17 protein-coding genes and 2 pseudogenes are annotated in these 20,052 nt (G+C 73.4%); 11 read left to right on the forward strand and 8 right to left on the reverse strand.

Going from position 1 to position 20,052, the window contains the following annotated elements; translation table 11 throughout:
- The first annotated feature begins 735 nt into the window (after positions 1-735).
- Positions 736-1,266 carry a GNAT family N-acetyltransferase gene (locus GA0074694_RS17145; RefSeq protein WP_091459647.1) on the forward strand — a complete coding sequence of 177 codons (531 nt, stop codon included), beginning with the start codon at positions 736-738 and terminating at the stop codon, positions 1,264-1,266.
- 370 nt (positions 1,267-1,636) lie between these two features.
- Here GA0074694_RS17145 and GA0074694_RS17155 read toward each other — a convergent pair whose 3' ends face one another.
- Positions 1,637-2,071, reverse strand: coding sequence for a VOC family protein (locus GA0074694_RS17155; RefSeq protein WP_091459648.1), 435 nt, complete (start codon positions 2,069-2,071; stop codon positions 1,637-1,639).
- Positions 2,072-2,227: 156 nt separating this feature from the next.
- Between GA0074694_RS17155 and GA0074694_RS17160 the strand changes: the two are divergent.
- Positions 2,228-2,968 (forward strand): annotated as a pseudogene (locus GA0074694_RS17160) (class I SAM-dependent methyltransferase); the annotation flags it as partial.
- A gap of 367 nt (positions 2,969-3,335) precedes the next feature.
- Here GA0074694_RS17160 and GA0074694_RS17165 read toward each other — a convergent pair.
- The 3 genes from GA0074694_RS17165 to GA0074694_RS17175 all read right to left on the reverse strand — a co-directional run bounded on the left by GA0074694_RS17165 (position 3,336) and on the right by GA0074694_RS17175 (position 5,389).
- Complete coding sequence (locus GA0074694_RS17165; RefSeq protein ID WP_091459650.1) at positions 3,336-4,286, reverse strand: TauD/TfdA family dioxygenase; 951 nt, start codon at positions 4,284-4,286, stop codon at positions 3,336-3,338.
- Positions 4,287-4,541: 255 nt separating this feature from the next.
- Positions 4,542-5,021 carry a roadblock/LC7 domain-containing protein gene (locus tag GA0074694_RS17170; RefSeq protein ID WP_245714778.1) on the reverse strand — a complete coding sequence of 160 codons (480 nt, stop codon included), beginning with the start codon at positions 5,019-5,021 and terminating at the stop codon, positions 4,542-4,544.
- Positions 5,018-5,389 (reverse strand): hypothetical protein, encoded by a 372-nt coding sequence (locus GA0074694_RS17175; protein WP_091463332.1) that lies wholly within the window; start codon positions 5,387-5,389, stop codon positions 5,018-5,020. The genes GA0074694_RS17170 and GA0074694_RS17175 overlap by 4 nt, the downstream gene beginning before the upstream one ends.
- Positions 5,390-5,766: 377 nt before the next feature.
- On the opposite strand from GA0074694_RS17175, the gene GA0074694_RS17180 reads away from it, so the two are divergent.
- The 4 genes from GA0074694_RS17180 (at position 5,767) to npdG (ending at position 9,399) form a co-directional block, all read left to right on the forward strand.
- A complete protein-coding gene (locus tag GA0074694_RS17180; RefSeq protein WP_245714779.1) occupies positions 5,767-5,967 on the forward strand; it encodes a hypothetical protein in 201 nt (66 codons plus the stop codon).
- A gap of 82 nt (positions 5,968-6,049) precedes the next feature.
- Complete coding sequence (locus GA0074694_RS17185; protein WP_091459652.1) at positions 6,050-7,069, forward strand: hypothetical protein; 1,020 nt, start codon at positions 6,050-6,052, stop codon at positions 7,067-7,069.
- Between the two features lie 112 nt (positions 7,070-7,181).
- Positions 7,182-8,606 carry an RNB domain-containing ribonuclease gene (locus tag GA0074694_RS17190; RefSeq protein WP_091459653.1) on the forward strand — a complete coding sequence of 475 codons (1,425 nt, stop codon included), beginning with the start codon at positions 7,182-7,184 and terminating at the stop codon, positions 8,604-8,606.
- Between the two features lie 94 nt (positions 8,607-8,700).
- Positions 8,701-9,399, forward strand: a complete 699-nt coding sequence (npdG, locus tag GA0074694_RS17195) for an NADPH-dependent F420 reductase (protein WP_091459654.1) — start codon at positions 8,701-8,703, stop codon at positions 9,397-9,399.
- Here the strand turns inward: npdG and GA0074694_RS17200 are convergent.
- The 3 genes and pseudogenes from GA0074694_RS17200 to GA0074694_RS17210 all read right to left on the reverse strand — a co-directional run bounded on the left by GA0074694_RS17200 (position 9,386) and on the right by GA0074694_RS17210 (position 12,782).
- Entirely contained in the window at positions 9,386-9,913 is a 528-nt protein-coding gene (locus GA0074694_RS17200; RefSeq protein WP_091463333.1) for a hypothetical protein, read from the reverse strand. The genes npdG and GA0074694_RS17200 overlap by 14 nt on opposite strands.
- A gap of 92 nt (positions 9,914-10,005) precedes the next feature.
- Positions 10,006-10,899, reverse strand: coding sequence for a 3-methyl-2-oxobutanoate hydroxymethyltransferase (panB, locus tag GA0074694_RS17205; RefSeq protein WP_091459655.1), 894 nt, complete (start codon positions 10,897-10,899; stop codon positions 10,006-10,008).
- Between the two features lie 120 nt (positions 10,900-11,019).
- Positions 11,020-12,782 (reverse strand): annotated as a pseudogene (locus GA0074694_RS17210) (NAD+ synthase).
- Between the two features lie 184 nt (positions 12,783-12,966).
- Between GA0074694_RS17210 and glnA the strand changes: the two are divergent.
- The 5 genes from glnA (at position 12,967) to GA0074694_RS33670 (ending at position 19,573) form a co-directional block, all read left to right on the forward strand.
- Positions 12,967-14,316 carry a type I glutamate--ammonia ligase gene (gene glnA, locus GA0074694_RS17215; RefSeq protein WP_091459656.1) on the forward strand — a complete coding sequence of 450 codons (1,350 nt, stop codon included), beginning with the start codon at positions 12,967-12,969 and terminating at the stop codon, positions 14,314-14,316.
- A 78-nt stretch (positions 14,317-14,394) separates the two neighbouring features.
- The gene (locus GA0074694_RS17220) at positions 14,395-14,820 is read left to right on the forward strand and encodes a DUF350 domain-containing protein (RefSeq protein WP_091459657.1); all 426 of its coding nucleotides are present in this window, start codon (positions 14,395-14,397) and stop codon (positions 14,818-14,820) included.
- A gap of 35 nt (positions 14,821-14,855) precedes the next feature.
- A complete protein-coding gene (locus tag GA0074694_RS17225; RefSeq protein WP_091459658.1) occupies positions 14,856-15,548 on the forward strand; it encodes a helix-turn-helix transcriptional regulator in 693 nt (230 codons plus the stop codon).
- A 161-nt stretch (positions 15,549-15,709) separates the two neighbouring features.
- Positions 15,710-16,078 carry a VOC family protein gene (locus GA0074694_RS17230; RefSeq protein WP_091463334.1) on the forward strand — a complete coding sequence of 123 codons (369 nt, stop codon included), beginning with the start codon at positions 15,710-15,712 and terminating at the stop codon, positions 16,076-16,078.
- A gap of 141 nt (positions 16,079-16,219) precedes the next feature.
- A complete protein-coding gene (locus GA0074694_RS33670; RefSeq protein ID WP_091459659.1) occupies positions 16,220-19,573 on the forward strand; it encodes an NACHT domain-containing protein in 3,354 nt (1,117 codons plus the stop codon).
- Here GA0074694_RS33670 and GA0074694_RS17240 read toward each other — a convergent pair.
- Positions 19,558-19,992: a hypothetical protein gene (locus tag GA0074694_RS17240; protein ID WP_091459660.1), complete on the reverse strand. Its 435-nt coding sequence runs from the start codon at positions 19,990-19,992 to the stop codon at positions 19,558-19,560. The genes GA0074694_RS33670 and GA0074694_RS17240 overlap by 16 nt on opposite strands.
- Positions 19,993-20,052: the final 60 nt, after the last annotated feature.

Below are 20,052 nucleotides of genomic sequence, written 5' to 3' on the forward strand. Positions count from 1 at the left end.
GCTCAGAGCCTTGATCAAGGCTCTGAGCTGGTTTTATGTTCGGGTGTCGATGGTCGTTCTTGGTCAACTTTGGCCGGCGTTTGACGGCCTGGCGACGGCCTGACGGCCTGGCGACGGCCTGACGGCCTGGCGACGGCCTGACGGCCTGGCGACGGCCTGACGGCCTGGCGACGGCCTGACGGCCTGGCGACGGCCTGACGGCCTGGAGACGTCCTGATCTTGGACGGACCGAATCAGCGTCGATCTATGAGTTGCGGTGTGGTCTTGTGCGGCCTTGGCTGAGCGGCGCGCCGTACGCAGCCCTCACCCACAGATCCAGTAGTAGGCTCTCGTGTCGCGGACCCTGCCCCCGGCGGACACCGCCACAGCGGCGTACTTGACCTGACCGCGACCGGCTGCGGGGCCGGCTCCTGGGCGATCGGCCCGACCACGGCGGCCACCACCCCCTTCCCAGGTGCCGGTTTTGACCTGAGCTGGACTGCGGTAGCGGCTGGCGTGGGGGTCGTCTGCTCGGGCACGGCGGACATCGCCCCCATGCTTGGGGCTTGCCGCTCGTGCCTTGCGGGGCATTCTCGGGGCCGCGGTCGGGCGGTGGTCGGTTCTAGCTCCTGCTGCGCCGTGCGCCGGGGCGTGACCGGCCGCCAGGCCGCATGCGCGCCCCGGCGCGACACGGCGGCGGGCCGCTTGCGGCCCGCCCTTGAGGCGGGTTGCTCGGTGCTGGCTAGGTTAGGTCGCATGCGCACCATCGCGAGCGACCGACTCCTGTTGCGCCCCTGGCGCGATGAGGACGCCGACTTCCTTCTGGATCTCGAGTCGTGCTGGGAGGTCGTGCGATTCTTGGGCGCGCGGCCCACGATCATGAAAGACCGCGAGGATGCTCTCGCCTCGATCGCACGCCGACGCGCCATCGACGATCCGATCCACGGGATCTGGGCCATCACCACGGCGGCGGACGGCCGGCTGGTGGGAAACCTTCTGCTCAAGCCGGTTCCCCTGTCGGCCGGGGAGCCGGCCGGCGGGCCGACCGATGTCGAGGTCGGCTGGCACCTGCATCCGGACGCATGGGGGCACGGCTACGCCACCGAGGCAGCGGCGGCGGTCCTGGACGACGCGTTCAGCCGGGGTCTGACGAGGGCCATCGCGGTCACGCACCCGCACAACCGTGCCTCCCAGGCCGTCTGCCGGCGGCTCGGCATGACGCACTTCGGCCGGACGACGAGGTACTACGACACGCCGAACGAGCTCTTCGAGAAGCTGGCCGGCTGATCGGCGAAGACCGCCACGACCGCCTCCGCCGGCACTGGCGTCCTGCCTGATGCCCGACATGATCCTCTATGCGCGTCGCGGAGGCCCGGGGTGCCCAAGAGATCGACCCGTAGGCCGGCGCGGGCGCGTTCTCCGAGAACGCCGACGATGGCGTCCGTAACCCGGAAGCGAGTCGGGCAACGATCTCGTCGGCGTCGGGTCGGCGGAACGCGGCTTCCTTGATGCCGAATGTGACGTTGGGGGCGGGTGCTGGCGGGCCGCCGATGCCCCATCGGCGGTGGCCTGGTCCGGCCGTACTGGCCGACAGTCGACCTCGGCGCGCGGGGTGTGGGCTGCGGCAGGGGGAGATCTCGGGCCCGGCGGCGGCCACTCAGTCGAGACAGAACTCGTTGCCCTCGACGTCCTGCATCACGAGGCACGACTCGTTCTCGTCGTCGGCGAGCAGTAGCCGCACGCGGACCGCGCCGAGCGCGACGAGTCGTGCGCATTCGGCCTCGAGTGCGGCCACGCGCTCCTCACCCACGAGCCCGGTGCCGACCCGCACGTCGAGATGCAGCCGGTTCTTGACGACCTTGCCTTCCGGAACGCGCTGGAAGAACAGTCGCGGGCCGACGCCTGAGGGATCCATGCACGCGAAGGACGAACCCTGCCGCCCCGGCGGCAGCGTGCGATCGTAGTCGTCCCAGGTGGCGAAGCCCTGCGGTGGCGGCGGTACGACGTACCCCAACACCTCGCACCAGAAACGAGCGACGCGCTCGGGGTCTGCGCAGTCGAAGGTGATCTGGACCTGCCTGACCGACGCCATTGGTCCACCATAGAGGCCGGGTCCTTCGTCGTCTCCACGGGTCCGCCGCCGGGCGCTGTGGGGCGGGCCGGGGGACGCCAGGGCGAACAGGGTAGGGACACCAGGCCACCTGCGCGGTGCAGGGCTCACGACGGCCAGAGAGGGAGCGACATGTCCGGCGCGCAGCTGTACGACACCATCGGAGCCACGTACACCGTGACGCGGTGCACCGAGCCGCGAATCGCCGCAAGGACCTGGGCTGCGCTCGGCGATGCGCGGACGGTGTTGAATGTCGGGGCCGGCACCGGCTCCTACGAGCCCACCGACCGCTACGTCCTCGCGGTGGAACCGTCGGCGCTGATGCGTTCGCAGCGCGGACCAGGGGCAGCACCCTGCCTGGTGGGCTCTGCCGAAAGCCTGCCGTTCGACGACCGGTCCTTCGACGCCGCGATGGCCTTCGCGACCGTTCATCACTGGCGGGACCCGATCGCGGGCCTCCGCGAGATGCGGCGCGTTGCCCGCCGGGTGGTGGTGTTCACGCACGACACGAGTGACGCCGGATGGCTCCGTCGGTTCTGGCTCACGCGCGACTACCTGCCTGAGGCCGCGGACCTCGTGGTCGACCGGCCTCCGCTGACCGAGCTGGCCGACGCGATCGGAGCCCGCACGGAGCCGGTGCCCGTTCCGTGGGACTGCGCTGACGGCTTCTTCGAGGCCTACTGGCGCCGCCCCGAGGCATACCTGGACGAGAACGTCCGTCGCGGCATGTCTGTCTGGGCCAGAGTCGGGCCGGAGGCCGAGCAGCGGGCAGTGGACGGCCTTCGTGACGACCTCGCCTCGGGCCGGTGGGCGGAACGCAACCGTGAACTCGTCGATCTCGACGCCGCAGAGCTTGGCCTCCGCCTGCTTGTCGCCTGATCCCGCCCGGCGACCGCCGGGTGCGTTGTCCTGGATCTACGGGACTCGTCCGGCGAGCGCGGGGGACGTGTTCGTGATGCCTGCAGAGATCGGGTATGCGACCGTAGGTGCGGATGAGCACACCGATGACGAGAACCGACCCGGACCATCGGATCCGGCGATGACCGGCGATCCGTCGCACCCCCGCCTGTCGACCGGTGCGCGCGGGCCGCTGCGTCGGCCGACCAGCATCGTCGCGAGCGTGCTCCTGCTCGCGTCCTGGTGGGCGTACGTGTTCGCGGTGAACGTCGTGCTGCTCGCCGAGGCGGGCGGCGCGGGGCAGTGGCTCGCCCTGGCCGGCTGCACGGTGGCGGTCGTCCTCGTTTCGTCATACCGCGATCCTGCCGGCCCGGCCCGTGCTCAGCCAGAGCCGGATCAGGTCCCGCCGCAGTGCGGGATCGGGGTGGTCCTCGTACGCGGTGCGGCTGTGCAGCACCACCCGGTTGTTGAGGAACTGCATGTCACCGGGGCGCAGGTCCATGGTGAGCGTGAGGCGGGGGTCGTTGGTGAGCTGGTCGAGCACCGCCATCGCCTCGACCTGGGCCGGCCTCAGCGGCGGTACGTGCGCGCCACGCTGGGCGGACCGGATGTAGTCCGGACCGTAGCTGGCGACCAGCCCGCCCGCGTCGTCCCGCTGGTAGATCGGCTGCTGGTGGAAGCTCTCCGGGCCGTCGCCGGTGCGGCGGTCGTGCCACCACGGCTGGTAGAGCAGGTCCGCCAGGTCTGGACGGGTACGCACGATCTCGTTGTGTACGGCCACCGAGCTGACGATGGTGCTGAGCCCGCCGGAGCGCGCAGGCCGGACGCAGAGCAGCGCCACGACGTCGGTCGGGTCGGCGTGGAAGCCGAGCCGCTGGCGGTGTTGGTAGCTGCGGGTCGTCGGGTGGGCCGGGTCGGCGCCCTCGTCGCGTACGTGCAGCACGGGCACCCGCTGCGGTCCCTGGGGCACGACGGTGCCGACGTGGCTGGCGACACCCAGCGCCAGGATCTCGCACCGGTGCTCGGTCAGGCCGGTGACCGGCGCCCCGGTGACCAGGGCGAAGCCGCGACCCTCGGTCACCTCGGCGGCCAGCCCCGCCAGCGGGGGCCCGAGCGTCGGTAGTGGGAAGACCCGGGGGGAGACCTCACCGAGGGGTACGCCGGCCGTCGCCACGGTGTCGACCGCGGCGAGAAGTTCGGCACGGTGCGCCTCGGTCAGGATCAGCCGCCATCCGCGGTCGCGGGTCATCTGGTCGCCACGCCAGTCCGCCGGATGGCGTACCTCGCCAATCACCGTCATCGTGCCGCACCTCCGGGACCGGGCCCGGAGCCGCCACCGGGCTTCCGTCCCATCATCGGCCGGTGGCGGTCGGCATGCGCGTCCGGTCTGCCGAGGGCGTAACCACCCCGGAGCCGGCCGTCACGGCCAGCCGTCGCGGGCGGAAGCGGATTCGCCTGCGACGAGCGTGCGGTGACGGCCCGGCGTGGCGGCCGGCCGGGTCCGCCCGGAGCGGCTCCTGGGGTGGTGGGCCGGGACGTGGAGATCGCCGTGGGGTCAGGCGCCGGTCAGCAGGTCGGCGAGGCGCTCGGCCACGCCGGGGGCGTGCAGGTGCAGCCGGGCCACGTTGACCGTGTCCTCGCCGACCACGGCGAGCAGCGCCTGGCCGTTCACCGCGTAGACGCTCAGGTAGCCGGTGGCGTTGCGGACGGTGGACTGCCGGAACGGACCCTGCCCGAGGCTGAGGCCGACCTGCCGGCCGAGGCCGAAGGTGCTGGCGGCGAGCGCGGCCAGGTCGTCGGGGCTCGACCCGTCGGGCATGGTGTGGGTGATGAGCAGGCCGTCGACCCCACCCAGGACGCAACCGGTCACGCCCGGGACCTGGAGCCGCAGCTCGGCCAGCTCGGTGTCGATCGCCGCGTACGGCAGGGACCGGTTTCCGGCCAGCGACGGGAGGTGACGTTCCGGCGGCGGCAGGGTGCCGGCCTGCCGGACCCGCCGGGGCAGGGCCGTCTCACCCGGGACGAGGGCGCTCACAACTCCAGGTTCTCCTCGATGGTGCGCAGCTGGTGCCGGGCGAGGGCCAGGTTGGCGCGGCTCTTGCTCAGCATCAGGTAGAGGAAGAGACCCTTGCCGTGGCGACCGGTCAACGGTCGGATCACGTGGTACTGCGTGCCGAGCGTGATGAGGATGTCCTCGATCTCGTCGTTGAGCTTGAGCATCTCGATGGTGCGCATCTTGGCGCGGACCACGTCGGTGTTGCCGGCGGCGGCGACCGTCAGGTCCAGTTCGGCGGTGCCCCCCGCGACGCCGAGCGTCATGCCGCTGGTGTAGTCCACCACCGCGACACCGATGGCCCCCTCGATCTGCATCGCGTTCTTCAGGGCGACGTCAAGGTTCGCCACGGGCTTCCCCCAGTCAGCGGGACGGCGCTGCCGCCGGCAGGTACGGTGCCGGGGACGGTCGACCCCGGTCGGCACCACGTCTTTGGAACGTTGCAACGAGGGTTTCACATCGCCTGGGCCAGCGCACCACGGCAACGGTCCAACCGTTCGACCAGCCGGCCGGGAGTGCCCCACTGACCAGGGACAACATGCCGTCCGGCGGATGGCTCCGGCTGGCGGCGTCTGTTAGGAGACCGTGGTGTGCCCGTTCGGGGCACCCCGTCGGCGTTCTTCGTCGATTCGGCCCCGGGCCGGCCGGAGCACGTCTACTGTGGATGACATCGGCGGCTGCGCATGATCCGGTGGCGGCCGGTCGTGTCCGGGTGCACAGTGATCCCATGAGTGACAGCGGACGCGGAAGCTACTACTGGTGCCTGCGACACCACCGGGTCGAGACCGAGGCCGACAAGTGCCCGGCGAAGTTCGTGCTCGGTCCGTACCCTTCGACCGCCGACGCCCAGAGCGCCCTGGAGAGGGTGCAGGAGCGGAACGAGGTGTGGGAGGCGGAGGACGCCCGTTGGGCCGGGGAGGACAGATGAACGACGCGGGACACCCCGCGTCGAGGAACCCCGGGCTCCGGACGGAGCCCCGGGAGCGCATGTCCCCGAGGAGGGAGACGACATGGCCGACGCACGCAAGGCCACCACCCGCCCGGCCGCCACCCGTACCACCGCGAAGAAGACCGCCGCGGCGGAGCGGAACACCGGCGCCAGCAGGACCACCCCGGTCCGTAAGTCCACCACGGCGGCCCACCGGGGCCCGGCGGGTGGGGTGACGGCGACCAGTGCCACCACCGCCCGGCGGACCGGCCCGGTTGCCCGGCAGGCACCCGCCACGGGCACGACGAAGGCTGCCCCGGCCGCCCCGAAGACCACCACGACCGCGACGCGGGCCGCCACGGGCGCGGCGAAGCGGACCACGACGACCGCGAAGGGGACCACGACGACCGCGAAGGGGACCACGACGACCGCGAAGGGGACCACGACGACCGCGAAGGGGACCACGACGACCGCGAAGGGGACCACGACGACCGCGAAGGGGACCGCGACGGGCGCGAAGCGGACCGCCGCCGGTGCGGCGAAGCGGACCACGACGACGGCGAAGCGGGCCGCCGTGGGCGCGGCGAAGCGGACCGCCGCGGGCGCGGGCGACCGCGCCGCTGAGACGGGCCGGAAGGCGACCACCGCGAAACGAACCGCCTCGACGACGGCGACGAAGGCTCCGGCAGCCGTCCGGAACACGACGGCCGCCCGGTCCGCCGCCGCGAAGACGACGGCAGCCGCCCGGAAGGCGACCACCGCGGCGCGGAAGACCGCCACGGCGACGCGGAAGGCGACGACGGCGACCCGTCCGGCGGTCCGGAAGGCGACCACGTCCACCGAGGCCCCGATCCGCAAGAAGGCCACCTCCCGCCGGCCGGCGGGCACCGCGTCGGTGGCGAAGCAGGCTCCGGCCCGGACCGCCGCCACCTCGGCCGCTGCCCGGCGGGAGGCCCGGACCAGCACGTCGACCGCCACCACGAAGCGGACCACTTCGGCCGGCAAGGCCGCCGGCCGGAAGGTGGTCGCGGGCCGTTCGACGGTCAAGCCCGCGACCCGCAGCGCCCCGGCCCGCGCCCGGAAGGCCAGCCCGGCCGACTGACCCGCGTCGGGGTTCCTCCGGCGTACGCGCACCGGCACCGGCCGCCGCGCCGGCCGGACCGGCGGCGATTCCTCCCGAGCGGAACCGCTGCCGCGCTGCCAGGATTGGTCCCGTGGTCATCCGACGCGTACTGGCACCCCGCATCGACTTCGGCGCGCTCCGGCGGGAACTGGGGCTGCCCGACCGGTTCCCACCCGAGGCGCAGCGGGAGGCGGACGAGGCGGCGGCGCGCCCCCTGCCGGCGTTCGCCGACCGGACCGACGTCCCACTGGTCACCCTCGACCCGGCCACCTCCCGGGACCTGGACCAGGCGATGTGCCTGACCCGGCGACCGGGTGGCGGCTACCGGGTGCGGTACGCCATCGCCGACGTCGCCACCCACGTCCGCCCCGGTGGGGCGTTGGAGGCGGAGACCTGGCGGCGGGGGCAGACGGTCTACCTGCCCGACGGCAACGTACCGCTGCACCCGGAGACGCTCAGCGAGGGCGCGGCGAGCCTGCTGCCCGACGTCGACCGGGCGGCCGTGCTCTGGACCATCGACCTGGACGCCGACGCGGCCACCGTCGGCGTGCACCTGGAACGGGCCCGGGTGCGTAGTCGCGCCAAGCTCGACTACCGGGGCGTGCAGGCCGACGCCGACGCCGGGCGGCTGGCCGAGCCGATCGCCCTCCTGCCCGAACTGGGTGCCCTGCTGACCGCGCGGGGACTGCGGCGCGGGGCGGTCAACCTGCCCCTGCCCGAGCAGGACGTCGAACCCGACGGCGACGGCTGGCGGCTGGTGCTGCGCGGGCCGGTGCCGATGGAGGACCACAACGCCCAGATCTCGCTGCTGACCGGGATGGCCGCCGCCGACCTCATGCTCGCCGGCCGGATCGGGCTGCTGCGGACGATGCCCGCCGCGAGACCGGAGGCGGTGGCCCGGCTGCGCGCCGCCGCCGCTCCGCTCGGCGTGGACTGGCCGGAGGGCATGTCCGTCGGCGAGGTGATCGCCCGGCTCGACCCGGCCCGGCCCCGGGCGGCGGCCTTCGTCGACCAGGCCGCCGAACTGATGCGCGGGGCCGCGTACACGGCCTTCGACGCAGAGGTGCCGGCCGAGGCGGGACACGGCGGGGTGGCCGCCGCGTACGCGCACGTCACCGCACCGTTGCGGCGCCTCGCCGACCGGTACGCCACCGAGGTCTGCCTCGCCCTCCACGAGGACCGGCCGGTGCCGGAGTGGGCGCGTGCGGCGCTGCCGCGACTGCCGGAGACGATGGCGACCACCGACCGGACCGCCTCGGCGGCCACCCGGGGCGCCGTCGAACTGGCCGAGGCGGTGCTGCTCGCCGACCGGGTGGGGGAGACGTTCGAGGCGGCGGTGCTGGACGTGGACGCCACCACCAGCCGGCCGGGCCGTCAGCCCGGCGGGACGGTGGCGTTGGACTCGCCGCCGGTGCGGGCCCGCTGCACCGGCGAGCTGCCGCTGGGGGAGCGGGTCACCGTCCGCCTGGTCACCGCCGATCCGACCACCCGCCGGGTGGCCTTCGCCCGCGCCTGACCGGGGCGGAGCAGCCCCGGCGGGCCGACCCGCTGCGGGGTTTCTCACCACCGGCGGCGCTGCCGGCCCGACGGCCGTTTGCGAGGATGAGCGCATGGCATACGACGCGAGCGCGCTGCCCGATGTGTCCGGGCTGACCGTGGGCATCATCGGTGGCACCGGTGACCAGGGACGGGGGCTCGCCTACCGGTTCGCCCGGGCCGGGCAGACCGTGCTGATCGGCTCCCGGTCCGCCGGGCGCGCCGAGGAGGCCGCGCGGGAGATCGCCTCGCTGCCCGGGGTGGCCGCTGACGCCAGCGTCACCGGGGCCGGCAACGAGGAGGTGGCCCGACGCGGCGACGTCGTGATCGTGGCGGTGCCGTGGGACGGGCACGCCGCCACCGTCACCGCCCTGGCCGAGCCGCTCGCCGGCAAGATCGTCGTCGACTGCGTCAACCCGCTCGGCTTCGACAAGCAGGGCCCGTACGCGCTGACCGTCGAGGAGGGCAGCGCCGTCCAGCAGGCCGCCGCCCTGCTGCCCGACTCCCGGGTGTGCGCCGCGTTCAACCACGTCAGCGCGCCCCTGCTGGCCGACCCGGAGATCGACCGGATTCAGCTCGACGTGCTCATCTGCACCGAGGACCGGGACGCCGCCGCGGTGGTCGCCGCGCTGGCCGCCCGGATCCCCGGTATGCGCGGCATCTACGCCGGCCGGTTGCGCAACGCGCACCAGATCGAGGCGTTCACCGCCAACCTGATCGCCATCAACAAGCGCTACAAGGCGCACGCCGGCATCCGGGTCACCGACCTGTGAGCCGGTGACGCCGGTAGCCGGGCGGCAGCGGGCCGACGGAGAGGCCGTTCTCGTCGAGGGCGTTGAAGACGACCAGCACCGTGTCACCGAAGTCGAACCCGAGCGCCACGGTCCCGTTGGCCAGGTCGTCCGGGGCGCCGTGCCACTCCAGCAGCTCGACCCCGACCAGCGGCCGGCCGACCAGGCCGGCCAGCCCGGGTAGCGGCTCCGGACGCCAGGCGATCGGGGCGTCCCCCATGCCGAGCCACCGGACGTCGCGCGCCGGGTCGACGGTGTTCCAGGAGATCGCGATCTCGTCGAACTTCCAGTGGTTGACCTCGACCTGTTCACCGGCGAAGTCCAGCAGCACCGGGCAGTCGGCCCACCAGGAGTCGTCGGCCAGGTCCCAGGCCAGCCAGGCCCGGGTCAGCGTACGGCCGGTCAACCCGGCCAGCCGTGACCCGTGCGCGGTCGCCACGGCCGTCCGCCCGGTCAGCCACCGCGCCCGGTAGCCCGGGATCCCGAAGTCGCCCATCCGCCGATTGTGGCCGTCGACCACCGTCACCGCGACGGCCGCGTCGTCGACGGACGGTGTCGGGCCGGGCGGCACCCGGCCCGACAGCGGCCTCAGAACGTGTGCTCGGCGGCCGGGAACTCGCCGGCACGGACCTCGTCGGCGAAGCGGCGCGTCGCGTCGGTCAGCGCGCCGGCCAGGTCGGCGTAGCGCTTGACGAAGCGGGGGGCCCTACCGGTGCGCAGGCCGGCCATGTCCTGCCAGACCAGCACCTGAGCGTCGGTGTCCGGGCCGGCGCCGATGCCGACGGTCGGGATGGTCAGCGCACCGGTCACCCGCTTGGCGACCTCGCCGGGCACCATCTCCAGCACCACCGCGAAGGCTCCCGCCCCGGCCACCGCCTGCGCGTCGGCCAGCACCTCCTCGGCGGCCTCGCCGCGTCCCTGCACCCGGTACCCGCCGATGACGTGCTCCCGCTGCGGGGTGAAGCCGACGTGCGCCATCACCGGGATCCCCGCCCCGGTGATCGCCTCGATCTGCGGGGCGTAGCGCCGGCCGCCCTCCAGCTTGACCGCGTGGCAGCCGCCCTCCTTCATGAACCGCACCGCCGTGCGCAGCGCCTGCGTCGGCCCCTCCTCGTACGAGCCGAAGGGCAGGTCGGCCACGACCAGGGTGTGCCGGGTGGCCCGGACCACCGCCCGGACCAGGGACAGCATCTCCTCGACGGTCACCGGCAGCGTCGTCTCGTGCCCGAAGACGTTGTTCGCCGCCGAGTCGCCGACCAGCAGCACCGGAATGCCCGCCTGGTCGAAGATCGCGGCGGTGTACTGGTCGTACGCGGTCAGCATCGGCCACCGCTCGCCGCGCTCCTTGGCGGCGAGCAGGTCCCGGGTGCGTACCCGCCGGGTCGCCGGCCCGCCGTAGAGCGCCGTCACCTCGGCCGGCGGGTCCGCCGACGTCCCGCCGGCCGGCCCGGTGGGCACGGCACCGCTCACTACATCGGACATGTCCGCTCCTCTCGCCTCGAGGCCGCCCTCGCGGTCCCCGGGTCACCCGCATCGTCGCACCGCCCGAGGGCGGCCCGGCAGAGCGCAGTGGAGGAATTCACAGCCGGTGGGCGCGGTGCCTCAGCCGTGCTCGCGCCACCGGTTGGTGATCGGCAGCCGCCGATCCCGGCCGAACGCCTTCATGGAGATCTTCGTGCCCGGGGCGGACTGCCGGCGCTTGTACTCGGCGGTATCCACCATCCGCAGCACCCGGTCGATCACCGCCGCGTCGTGACCCGCCTCGACCAGCCCGTCCCGGCCCAGGTCGCCGTCGACGTAACCGATCAGGATCGGGTCGAGCACCGGGTAGTCGGGCAGGGTGTCGCTGTCGAGCTGGCCGGGGCTCAGCTCGGCGCTCGGCGGCTTGCCGATCGAGTTCTCCGGGATCGGCGGCGTCTCGCCCCGGCTGGCCGCGTCGGCGTTGCGCCATTTCGCCAGTCGCCAGACCAGCGTCTTCCAGACGTCCTTGACCGGGTTGTAGCCGCCGACCGAGTCGCCGTACAGGGTGGAGTAGCCGACCGCCAGCTCGCTCTTGTTGCCAGTGGTGAGGACGAGGTGCCCCTCCTGGTTCGACAGCGCCATCAGGATCACCCCCCGGACCCGGGCCTGGAGGTTCTCCACGCTGACGCCGGACAGCGACATGTTCGCCAGGAAGGTGTCCACCATCGGCTGGATCGGCTCGACGCGGTAGTCCAGTCCGGTCCGCTTGGCCAGCTCCGCCGCGTCCTCCCGGGAGTGCTCGGAGGAGTGCTGGCTGGGCAGGGAGACCCCGATCACCCGCTCGGGGCCGAGCGCGTCGACCGCGAGGGCCGCCACCACCGCCGAGTCGATGCCGCCGGAGAGGCCGAGCACCACCGAGGGGAACCGGTTCTTGTCGACGTAGTCGCGCAGCCCCAGCACCAGGGCCTGCCACACCTCGGCCTCGTCGGCGACCGGCTCGACGATCCCCCGGCGGCCGGCGGTCCGGCCGGTGCGGCCCCGGCCTCGCTGATCCGGGTGCGGCTGATCCGCATCCCGTCGGCCAGCTCCCCGGAATCCGGGGTGCCGGACTCCGGGGCGGCCGGCAGGTCCAGGTCGTGCACCATCAGGTGCTCGACGAACTGTGGGGCGCGGGCGAGCAGCGTGCCGTCGGCGGCCACCACCATCGAGTCGCCCTCGAAGACCAGCTCGTCCTGGCCGCCGACCATGTTGACGTACGCGATGGCGGCTCCGGCCTCGACGGCCCGGCGGCCGACCAGCGGGAGTCGGATGTCGTCCTTGTTCAGCTCGTACGGCGAGCCGTTGATGGTGACCACCAGCCCCACCCCGGCCTGCCGGGCCACCGCGAACGGCCCACCGACCTGCCAGAGGTCCTCGCAGATGGTCAGCGCGACGTCCACGCCGTCGACCCGCACCACGGTCAGCGTGTCGCCGGGGACGAAGTAGCGGTCCTCGTCGAAGACGCCGTAGTTGGGCAGGTGGTGCTTGAAGTAGGTGGCCACCACGGTGCCGCCGTGCAGCACCGCCGCCGCGTTGCGCGCCCCCCGGCCCGGCTCGGCATCGACGCTGACCTGCGGCGGTCCGTCGGCGTCCAGGTAGCCGACCACGACCGGCAGGTCAGCGAGGCCGTCGGCGGCCAGGTCGGCGGCGAGAGAGTGCAGCGCCGACCGGGACGCGGCCACGAACGAGCGACGGAAGACCAGGTCCTCGACCGGGTAGCCGGTCAGCACCATCTCCGGGAAGGCGACCAGCCGGGCACCGGCGTCCGCCGCCCGGCGGGTCCACCGGCGGACCAGCTCGGCGTTGCCGGCGAGATCGCCGACCGTCGGGTTGACCTGGGCGAGAGCGAGGCGCAGGGTGGGCATGTCCTCATCTTGCCCCAGCCGGCCGGGGCGGGCGCGGCGGGCGGCCCGCTCGGAGCCGGTGGAGGTCCGGCGGATGGCCGGGCGGCGGTCGCGTAACGTCGGCGTAACGAGGCCGGTGGAGACTGGTCGGTCAGGCCGTCCCGGGGTGTTCCGGCGGCGGGCGTGCGACGTGCGAGGGGTGGCAGTGGACCGTCAGCAGGAGTTCGTCCTCCGTACGCTGGAAGAGCGGGACATCCGGTTCGTCCGGTTGTGGTTCACCGACGTGCTCGGCACGCTCAAGAGCGTCTCCGTCGCGCCCGCCGAGCTGGAGGCCGCCTTCGAGGAGGGGATCGGCTTCGACGGCTCGGCGATCGAGGGCTTCGCCCGGGTCTTCGAGTCCGACATGGTGGCCATGCCCGACCCGACCACCTTCCAGGTCTTCCCCTTCGAGGGCGGGGTCAGCGGCGAGAGCGCCCGGATGTTCTGCGACGTCCTCCTGCCCGACGGCAGCCCGTCCTGGGCCGACCCCCGGCACGTGCTGCGCCGGGCGCTGTCCCGGGCGGCGGACAAGGGCTTCACCTTCTACACCCATCCCGAGATCGAGTTCTTCCTGCTGGAGAACGGCCCGCAGGACGGCTCGGTGCCGCTCCCGGTGGACACCGGCGGCTACTTCGAGCACACCACCCACGCGGTGGCCCGGGACTTCCGCCGGCAGGCGGTGCTCGCCCTGGAGCGCATCGGCATCTCGGTCGAGTTCAGCCACCACGAGGTCGCCCCCGGCCAGCAGGAGATCGACCTGCGCTACGCCGACGCGCTGACCACCGCCGACAACATCATGACCTTCCGGCACGTGGTGAAGGAGGTGGCGCTCTCCACCGGCGTGCAGGCCAGCTTCATGCCGAAGCCCTTCACCGACCAGCCCGGCAGCGGCATGCACACCCACCTGTCGCTGTTCGAGGGGGAGCGCAACGCGTTCCACGACGCCGAAGACCCGATGAAACTCTCCAAAGTGGCGAAGTCCTTCATCGCGGGCCTGCTGATGCACGCCCGGGAGTACACCGCGGTGACCAACCAGTGGGTCAACTCCTACAAGCGGCTCTTCCCGCTGGCGCTGCCGGACCGGATCACCGAGAGCCCGGCGTACGTCTGCTGGGGTCACCTCAACCGTTCCGCGCTGGTCCGCGTCCCCGCCTACGGCAAGCCGAACTCGGCCCGGGTGGAGGTGCGCTCGCTGGACTCGGCGACCAACCCGTACCTCGCCTTCGCGGTCATGCTCGGCGCCGGGCTCAAGGGCATCGAGGAGGGCTACGAGCTGCCGCCGGGCGCCGAGGACGACGTCTGGTCGCTGTCCAGCGCCGAGCGCAAGGCGATGGGGTACGAGGCCCTGCCGGAGAACCTGGCCGAGGCGATCGACGTGATGTCCGGCTCCGAGCTGGTCGCCGAGGTGCTCGGTGAGCACGTCTTCGACTTCTTCCTCCGCAACAAGCGCGCCGAGTGGGAGCAGTACCGCCGTGAGGTCACCCCCTACGAGCGGCAACGCTACCTCTCCCTCTGACCTGGTTGCGGCCTGCCGCTATCGTGTGCCACCACGTGCCGGCATCCCCTGACCGGCACCCCCTGTGGGAGGCAGTCGGTGCTGGAGGACCTGCTCACCGGAGCGATGCAGAGCGTCGTCTACGGAATCGTCGGTGTCGTGCTGATGGCGGCCGGCTTCGGCCTGGTCGACGTGCTCACCCCCGGCAAGCTCCGGGATCTCATCTGGGTGCAGCGCAACGGCAACGCCGCGTTGCTGCTCGCCGCCAACCAGCTCGGCATCGCCGCGATCGTGTTCACCGCGATCTTCACCAGCTACGACGACTTCGCCAAGGGGCTGGCCTCGACGACGGTCTTCGGGCTGGTCGGCCTGCTGATCATGGCGCTGGCGTTCTTCGCGCTCGACCTGCTCACCCCGGGCCGGCTGGGCGCGATCATCTGCGCCGACGAGCCGCACCCGGCGGCCCGGGTCAGCGCGGCCACCCATTTCGGGGCCGCCTTGATCGTCTGCGCCTGCATCGCCTGACCCGCCCTGTCGTACCCGGAGGCTAGCGTCCGGGTGTGAACCGGACGGACCGTCTCTACGCCCTGGTGGAGGAGCTGCGGGCGGTCTCGCCCCGGCCGCGCAGTGCACGCTGGCTCGCGCAGCGCTTCGAGGTCAGCGCGCGCACCATCGAGCGCGACATCGGCGCGTTGCAGCAGGCCGGCGTGCCGATCTGGGCCGAGCCGGGCCGCACCGGCGGGTATGTCGTCGACCGTGCGCACACGCTGCCACCGGTCAACCTCACCGCCGTCGAGGCGGTGGCGATGGCCGTCGCGCTGCACCGCCTCGGCGGCGGCCCGTTCGCCGAGGCGGGCGCTTCGGCGTTGCGCAAGCTGCTCGCGGTGCTGCCGCCGGCCGACGCCGCCGAGGCCCGCCGGCTGGCCGGGCGGGTGCACCTCGTCGGTGGTGGGCCGGCCGAGCCCGTCCCGGCCGCCGTCGCCGGTGCGGTCATCGCCCGTCGGGTCCTGCGCATCGGGTACGCCGACCGGGCCGGCGTCGCCACCGAGCGGGTCGTCGAGCCGCTGGGCTTCCTCGGCAACCCCTGGCACTGGTATCTGCTGGCCTGGTGCCGGCTGCGCGACGGCCCGAGGGCCTTCCGGACCGACCGGATCGTCACGGTGACCGCGCTGCCCGAGCCGGTCACCCGGGAGCTGCGCCCCGACGACCTGGACATCCCGCAGCAGGTGGTCCGCCAACTCTCCCTGGCCTGAATTCACGTCTCCCTGGCCTGAATCCGCGGAATCTCCCGCCGGGCTCCGTCCGGTTCGCGAAACTGCGGGGGAAACACCGACAGGACGGTGTCGCGGTGCGGGTCGAGGCTGACCGTGGACAGCGCCGGTCGACCGGCCGGCGCGACGTACGGGAGGCAGACATGACCACGACCAACGTCGTGAACTGGTTCGAGATCGGCAGCGACCGCCCCGAGGAGGCGGAACGCTTCTACGGCGAGCTGTTCGGCTGGACCTTCGAGGAGCAGGGTGCGCCGGGCAGGTCTTACCGGGTGACCGAGGGCGGCACGGGCGGCGGGATCGGCGGTGCGATCCGCGCGACAGACGGCACCCCGAACTACGCGATCTTCTACGTGCAGGTGGCCGACGTGGCCGACACCTGCCGGCGGGCCGAGGCGGCCGGCGGCCGGGTGCTGGTGCCGCTGACCACGGCCCCGAGCGGGCTCACCTTCGCCAACCTGATCGACCCGACGGGAAACCACATCGGCGTCTTCACCCCACCCGCCTCCTGACCCTCCGCCCGGATCGCCTGCGACCTTGGACAGTTGACGTCGCATCCGGACGGCACCTGCCCAAGGTCGCCCGGCCGGTGGACGACCGGGTGCGCGGGTCCGGCATGCTGACTCCGGGGAGTCGTGGGAGGGAAGCGGACCGTGCCGGACGAACTCAGTTACGCCGACGCCGTACGCCTGCTCGGAGGCGAGCGCAGCCGGTTCGTCGAGACGTTCGACCGGCTGGCCGGGTGGGCGCTGCTCGCCGGGGCGGTACCGGTGCCGGCGCTGCTGGGCATCTTCGACGCCAAGGGGGAGTTCGTCCGGCTCGGCCGGGACCTGCTGCGGCACCTCACCGAACAGCGCTCCGGGCTGTCCCGGTACGGCCGGACCGAACGGTTGGAGGCGGCGCACGCGGTCATCGCGGTCACCGCCTTCTTCGAGGTGCTGCACGAGGTCGACCTGCCGTTCGCCTTCGCCGACCTGGAGATCGGAAAGACCGAGCAACTCGCCGTGGCCGGCGGTGGGCCGGCCGACCCGAGGGCGGTCACCCGGAGCATGTTCGCGCTGCCCGCCCCGGTGCCCGGCCCGCACCTGCCCCCCGCCCGGCTCGGTGAGGCGCTCGACCGGTACTACCGCGCCATCGCCGAGCAGCTCGCCGTGCACGTGACCGGACTGGCCGCCTGGGAACGGCTCGACACCACCCGGCAACGGGCGTTCCGGGAGGCGCTGGCGGCCGTCCCGCGCCTGGCCGTGCGCCGGTACCGGGACCTGAGTCTCGCGCTGGCGGTGGAGTTCCCCGAGGTGGCGTACTGGTCGGGGCGGTACGAGCACGAGGCCACCCGCCAGGAGGTGCACCAGGTCGCCCTCGGTCTCGCCGAGCTGCGTCGGGTGCTCACCGACGTCTCCACCGGACGACCGCCGCAGGGGTGGCCGGCCGCGCTGGCCCGCGCGTACACCGCGACACTGGACCGGCCGATCGTCGAGGCGGGAGAGGTGCCGGCCGGGATGGAGGTGCCCACCCTCGGTGAGGCATACGTCCCGCCGCTGTGCCGGGTCGCGGCCCTCGACGGGCAGGCCCGCCCCAGCGACGAGGTGTGGTGGCGGGGGCAGCCGGTCCGGCACGACCTGCCCGACCTGCTCGCCTGGTACCTCACCTCGGCGATGGCCACCCGGGCGCCGCTGCTGGTGCTCGGCCAACCCGGCTCGGGCAAGTCCGTGCTCACCCGGGTCCTGGCGGCCCAGCTGCCGGCCGCCGACTTCCTGGTCGTCCGGGTGGTGCTCCGCGAGGTCCGCGTCGAGACGGACCTCCAGGAGCAGATCGAACAGAGCGTCCGGTACGCCACCGGGGAACGGCTGGACTGGCCGGCGCTGGTGCGCTCGGCCGGCGACGCGCTGCCCGTGGTGCTCCTCGACGGCTTCGACGAGCTGCTCCAGGCCACCGGGGTGACCCAGACCGACTACCTGCTGCGGGTCGCCGCGTTCCAGCGCCGGGAAGCCGACCAGGGACGACCGGTGGCGGTGCTGGTCACCAGCCGGACCAGCGTCGCCGACCGGGCCAAGCCCCCACCCGGGGCGGTGGCGTTGCGGCTCGAACCGTTCGACCGGGCCCGGGTGGGACGCTGGGTGCAGGTGTGGAACGCGGTCAACGTGCACCACTTCGCCCGGCTCGGGGTCCGACCGTTGGACCCGGAGGCGGTGCTGGCCCACCGGGAACTGGCCGAGCAGCCCCTGCTGCTGATGATGCTCGCCCTGTACGCCGCCGCCGGCAACGACCTCACCGCCGCCGGTGAGCTGCGCCGCAGCGAGCTGTACGAACGGCTGCTGCGCAGCTTCGCCCGCCGGGAGGTCGGCAAGCACCGCCCCGACCTGCCCGAACGGGAGCTGGCGCGGGCCGCCGAAGAGGAACTACGACGGCTGGCGGTGGTCGCGTACGGGATGTTCAACCGGGGCGTCCAGTGGGTCACCGAGGAGGACCTCGAAACGGACCTGGCCGCCCTGCCCTTCCTCGCCGCACCGCCGGCCAGCCGGTCCGGCAACGACCTGCGGGTTCCGTTGCGTCCCGCCGGGATGCTGCTCGGGCGGTTCTTCTTCGTGCACCGCTCGCAGGCGAACCGGGACGACGACCGGCGCGCGACGTACGAGTTCCTGCACGCCACCTTCGGCGAGTTCCTGGTGGCCCGGACGGCCGCCCTGGTCCTCGGCGAGATGGCCGCCGTCGCCGCGGCGGTCAGCCTGCGCCGCGACGTGGACGACGACCCGCTGCACGCGCTGCTCTCCTCGGCCACCCTGACCGGCCGGGCCCCGGTGGTCACCTTCCTCACCGAGACCCTCCGGTCGTGGCCCGCCGAGCGACGTGACGCCGCCACCGAGGTGCTGCTCCGCCTCTTCCACGGCGTGCACGACGACCGGCCTCCCCGGCGTTTCGCGGCGTACCGGCCCCGGGCGCTGCCGGTCCCGGCCCGGCACGCCGCGTACAGCGCGAACCTGCTGGTGCTGCTGGTCTGCCTGGCCGGTCAGGTTTCCGGTCGCCAGCTCTACCCCGGTGCCGACGTGCGGTCGTCGTGGACCCGGCAGGCGCTGCTCTGGCGCTCCCAGCTCACCGACGACGAGTACCGCGGCCTGGTCAACGCGGTCGCGCTGGACCGGCTCGGCGACGGTGGACGCCGCGACGTCCGGCTCCGCCTCGCCGACGGGGCCTGGCAGCCGCCGCCGGTCGACCCGGAGTGGACGTACGCCCCGGCGGAACGTGCGGAGTCGGGGACGATCCACGTACTGCCGAACCGGGGCGCGCCGGTGCTGCGGCGGACGGTGCACTTCGAGTGCGATCCGCAGGGCGACGCGGTGACGCACGCCCTGGAGCCCCTGCTGACCCGCCTGCCGTCGGCGTTGGACTCGCTGGTGCCGTCGACGGGCCACCGGTCGGTGGCGCACCACCTGCTCGCGATGCTGCTGCTGCCCCTCCAGGGCGCCGACGCGGCCGGACGGGCCCGCGTGTACGGCGCGGTGGCGCGGATGATCGGGCACCTCGACCGGGAGCGGTCGCCCTTCGAGGAGTCGGATCTGGCGACCCTGCTCTTCGACCGGCTCGCTGTGGACCACGCGGTGCCGCCCGCGCTCGGGACGGAGCTGCTCGGCGGGATCCACGGGATGAGCCGCTGGGAGGTGCGGGCCCTCTCCGCGTACGTCCGGGCCAGCCTGGCCGTCGTCGAGCGCGGCGCCGACGTGGACGACGGGCTGGCCGCCCAGATCGTGCACGCGGTGTCGGAACTCTCCGACCGGTCGGGCCGGGACGATCGGGACCTGGTCGGTCACGCCCTGGGCCGGCTCGCCGACCTCGGCCTGCTCGACGACGGCGTGCTGCCGGCGAGCACGGCGAACCGCCTGGTGGCGGTGCTGGCCCGGCACCGGCCGGACCTGCTCGCGACGCCGCACCCCCGAGCCCCGACGACCGGAACGGTTGACCGGTCCGGTCGTCGGAGAGCGGACGACGCCGGCGGTCACTTCCCGGCTTGACCGCCGAAGCGGTGCCAGCCGCCGCCGGGGAACACCCCGGCCTCGACCGCCGCGGTGATCGCGTCGGCCTGCGCCTGGGTGAGCTTGCCGTCCTTGACGGCCTGGGCCAGCCGCTCCTTCAGCGCGGCCTGCCGGTCGGTGGCGTCCCCACCACCGCGCCAGCCGCCCCGCTCCGGGCGGTCACCCTTGCGCTCCTCGCGCAGCTTCTCCAGGGCGGCGGTCACCTTGTCGGCCGGTACGTCCAGTTCCTCGGCCAGCGCCTCGGCGAAGGCGCTCTGCCGTGCGGTCCGGTCGGTGCTCTCGCTGGTGCTGGGGCTGGCCGTCTCGCCGTTCCCGGCGGAGGCAACCGCCGGCGCGGCGATCCCCAGCCCGAGTGCGCCGGCCGCCACGAGCCCGGCGATCAGGTGCTTCCTGGCCATGGTTCCTCCTGCTGCTCGGTGTGCCGTTGACCCGACGACGGTGCCCGGCACAACTGGGGG

Source organism: Micromonospora inyonensis, from assembly GCF_900091415.1.
GTDB lineage: Bacteria > Actinomycetota > Actinomycetes > Mycobacteriales > Micromonosporaceae > Micromonospora > Micromonospora inyonensis.